Annotated in this window: 2 protein-coding genes; one reads left to right on the forward strand and one right to left on the reverse strand. The window is 69.8% G+C overall.

What is annotated here, in order from left to right; all coding sequences use genetic code 11:
- On the reverse strand, nucleotides 1-1,318 hold a 1,318-nt coding region (locus tag NA10_RS34995; RefSeq protein WP_169812707.1), incomplete at its 3' end, for an Hsp70 family protein.
- 318 nt (nucleotides 1,319-1,636) lie between these two features.
- Here NA10_RS34995 and NA10_RS35000 point away from each other — a divergent pair.
- Nucleotides 1,637-2,489, forward strand: an 853-nt coding sequence (locus NA10_RS35000) for an IniB N-terminal domain-containing protein (protein ID WP_218021643.1), incomplete at its 3' end; no start/stop codon positions are given.

A 2,489-nucleotide genomic window follows, 5' to 3' on the forward strand; every position in this document is an offset into this window, starting at 1 on the left:
AGGTCGAAGGCGACTGCGGCGCAGGAGAATCCGACGGTGCGGATTGGGTGCCGACGCCCATGGCCAGTGTTCCGGTCGCCAGCGCCGCCACCGCGACCGTCGCCGCGCCGATCACCGCCACCCGCCGCCAATGCGCGAAACCGCCGCGCGCCTCGGCGTCGGGGAGTGGGGGTAGTGGCGGAACCCGGTCGGCCGCAACGCTCTCCGCGTCGTCATCCGGCACGGCGAGATCGGACGGCGGTTGAACACGGTCGGAATCGCCTCGCGCGGCGGCGTTTCCGCTCGGCAGCAGGCGCGGCGATTCGACCACGGCCGGATGAGGTTCGGTCGCGGTCGTATCGGCCAGCAGATCGGCGGCGAGCAGGGCCGCGCCGTGTGCGCTCAGGTGTGCGGGATCGGTGGCGGCGGCCACCGGAATACCGAATTCGGTCGAAAGCAGTTCTGTCACCAGGGGAATGGCCGCACCGCCGCCGGTGAGCAGAATGCCGTCCACCTCGTCGATGGTGATTCCGGCGCGGCGCACGGCCTCGCGGACCAGATCGGCCGAGGCGAGCAGCGGACCGCGGAACAGTTCCTCGACCTCGTCGCGCACCAGCCGGACATCGACTCCGCCGATTCCGGGCAGCCGCACCGGCACCATGGTCGCCGTATTCTTGGAAAGCGTTTCCTTCGCGATCGCGCACAGTCCGCGCAGGGTGGACAATTCCTGCTCCACCACGGGATCGAAGGGATCGAAATCCTTTTCGCCGGTCGCGAATTCGAGTACGTAGCGGGTTATCAACAGGTCGAATTCCGCGCCCGCGACGGTGGTCGAGCGCACCGGCTCACCCAGCAGTCCGGAGAGCGCGCCGGTGCGCGCCAGGGAGACCGTCAACCCCGTCGCGCCGAGGTCGTACACGATCATCGATCCGTCGTGGCTGGATTCGTGCACCTCCTGGAGCCAGCGCAGGGCGGCCGTCGGCTCCGGTACCAGGGCCACGCCGTCGAGTCCGGCGGTGTTCAGCGCGGTGCGCTGCACCTCCACGGTGTGCTGGCTCCACCAGGCCGGATAGCAGGCCACCATGGCCGCGGCGGGGCCGGAGTCGTCCACGGCTCGGCCGACCGCCGCGGCCACGAGATCCGCCGCGCGCACGGCGGATCCGTCTCGCATCCGGATGTCCACCGGGTCCCCGACTCGGGCCAGCACACTCTCCGGAACCTCTCGCTCCGCACCGAGCAGACTCGGCCGGACGTGCACTCTTCGCTGGCCCCCCGAAGATGTCACGGCGACCGTATTCGACGACCCGACGGTAATGCCGAGCGCCATCCCCTGACTCATTCGAGATCCCCTGTCGATTCGAAACACGCGACGGGTGATGCGCGTGCTGCACGAAAGCTGTTCGGTCCGAAATGTATGAAAACGGTGGTGCGGGGCGTGTTGCCCATGGGTGCTGTCGGTTGCTGGGGGGTCATCGTTACCGATTCCCACCCAGGTTCGGGGAAATTCCCCTAACGGGCACCCGGCCCCTAACGCGGCGACACGCCACACCGGGGGGCTCGTCCCCGTTTCGGCGTAACGCGTCGGGTTCCTAACGTGAAAGGACAGTCGAGCAGGGCGGGCCATCCGGGCTCCGCCGCACCCAGGAGACGATTCGCCATGAGCCCCAACGCAATTCTCGAGTTCATCCTCAATCTGCTGCGGGATCACGAAGCAGCAGTCGGCTACTGCGCCAATCCGGGCCAGGCCCTGATTAATGCCGGATTGGAGAACGTGACCCCCGAGGACATCGCCGCCGTGGCGCCCATGGTCGCCGAATCCGCGCTGGTAACCGGAGGTTCGCAACTCGGCGCGATCATCGCGGCGGGCGGCGGCGCGGGCGCGGCCACCGGATTGAACGGCGCTGCCGGATTGAACGGTGCTGCCGGACTGAACGGTTCGACCGCCGTCAACGGTGGGGCCGGTGTGAATCTTGGGACCGCTGTTAATGGTGCCGCGGGTGTGAACGGCGCGGTGAACCTCGGCACCGCCACCGCCACCGAGATCTGCTTCACCGGCGATGCCGGATCCGGTCTGGAATTGGGCCTCAACAGCGGAATCGGCGGCGCGGTCGGTGCGGCCGCCAACCTCGGCGCGGGCCTGTCCGCGGGTCTCGGCGGAGCGGTCTCCACCGCCGCCGACGCCGCGACCGGCCTGGAGGCCAACCTCTCCGGCGTCCTCGGCACCCAAGCCGCCGCCGACCTCACCTCGGCCCTCACCGGTGGCCTGACCGCGGGCGCGGGCCTGCAGGCGGGCATCGACGCGGCCGTGAACGGCGCCGCCCAAGCCGGCGCGGCCCTGTCCACCACCCTCACCGGAGCCATCGACTCCGCCGCCAACCTCGAAACCACCCTCGGCACCACGGTGAACACCGCCCTCGGTGCGGGCGCGACCCTCGGCACCGACCTCTCGGGCGCGGTGAACGGTGCGCTCGGTGCGGGTGCGGGCCTGGAGACCGGTCTCTCGGGCGCGC

The sequence above is a fragment of the Nocardia acidivorans NBRC 108247 genome, from assembly GCF_001625085.1.
Taxonomy (GTDB): domain Bacteria; phylum Actinomycetota; class Actinomycetes; order Mycobacteriales; family Mycobacteriaceae; genus Nocardia; species Nocardia acidivorans.